Source organism: Bartonella sp. AA81SXKL (assembly GCF_042196945.1).
Lineage (GTDB): Bacteria > Pseudomonadota > Alphaproteobacteria > Rhizobiales > Rhizobiaceae > Bartonella.
In genome coordinates, this window is record NZ_JBHIRH010000246.1 from 1 (window position 1) to 708 (window position 708).

Below are 708 nucleotides of genomic sequence, written 5' to 3' on the forward strand. Positions count from 1 at the left end.
TGACAGCTGATATAAGTTCATTGACTTCATTACGTAGCGAAGTTGGATTAACTGCAGGGCATGAATTTATTATGAATGCAGAAACTTTATTAACAGCTTATATTACGGCAGCTTGGTTGCGTGAGAATATAAATAATAATCATACGACAATTAATAACCGGCATAAATTTATTACCGATTTGTCAGGAAATGCCGGTAAATTGGGAATAGGTTTAAACAGTTTTGTTAATGATAACTTAACGCTTTATGCAGAAGCGCATTATCTTAAAGGACATAAGATTAAGCAAGCACTTCAAGGCATTTTGGGGTTACGTTATATTTTTTAAGTTTATACGTTTATTTTCTGGTCAATTTTAATTTAAAAATTTGATTGTTTTTTATGAGCTAAATATGCACTATTTCTACATTCTTCTGATGTAGAGATAGTGCTAATGCACTTATGTTCTATTTAAGAGCAATTTCGTTTTTTCATTTACTATTGCAAGCATTACAAATTGTGTCTTGAATATAAGAGACAATTTTAATTTTAGTATAATTCTTCTTTATTAGATGATAATAGATTTTTAATTTATGTAATGACTATTAATACTTAAATTTTATGATGCTGCAATACAAAGTAATTGCAACATAAATAAAACACATTATGGATTAATCTAAAATAAACTACCTTTGTAGTCGCGGGATATTTCATTATTAGATGTGGAGTGT

The 708-nt window shown here is 28.4% G+C and carries 1 protein-coding gene; it reads left to right on the plus strand.

Annotated elements, in window-relative coordinates; translation table 11 throughout:
- On the plus strand, positions 1-326 hold a 326-nt coding region (locus tag ACFINZ_RS10885), incomplete at its 5' end, for an autotransporter outer membrane beta-barrel domain-containing protein (protein ID WP_375701525.1).
- Positions 327-708 lie beyond the last annotated feature (382 nt).